The following is a 271-nucleotide window of genomic DNA, read 5'->3' as shown; positions in this document are numbered from 1 at the left end:
CTTTAGCGCTATCGAATGGATCAATTGAATATGAAAGTCCTCTATTTCGGAAATAATCTCTTTTCAAACTGTTTAACATTTATGGTTAACCAAGGCTTTAGTGTTGAAGCTGTTTATATTAATGATGTAGAGGAAAACGCAAGTATCGTTAAACGAATTTGTGGCATACATAAGATAATGACACATTCTTTAAGACCGACTAAAGAAGAACTTGATGAATATATAAAATCTGGAGTAACTCTTTTTGTCGTTGCTGACTATGGATATAGAC

The 271-nt window shown here is 32.5% G+C and carries 1 protein-coding gene; it reads left to right on the top strand.

Going from position 1 to position 271, the window contains the following annotated elements:
- Positions 1 to 30 precede the first annotated feature (30 nt).
- Positions 31 to 271: hypothetical protein (locus AAEY78_RS13195; protein WP_352339753.1), on the top strand; the 241-nt coding region annotated here is incomplete at its 3' end.

Origin of the sequence: Psychrobacter sp. 16-MNA-CIBAN-0192 (genome assembly GCF_040309565.1) — a bacterium.
Lineage (GTDB): Bacteria > Pseudomonadota > Gammaproteobacteria > Pseudomonadales > Moraxellaceae > Psychrobacter.
Note: the sequence above shows the minus strand (reverse complement) of the source record. Positions and strands in the feature narration are given on the sequence as shown.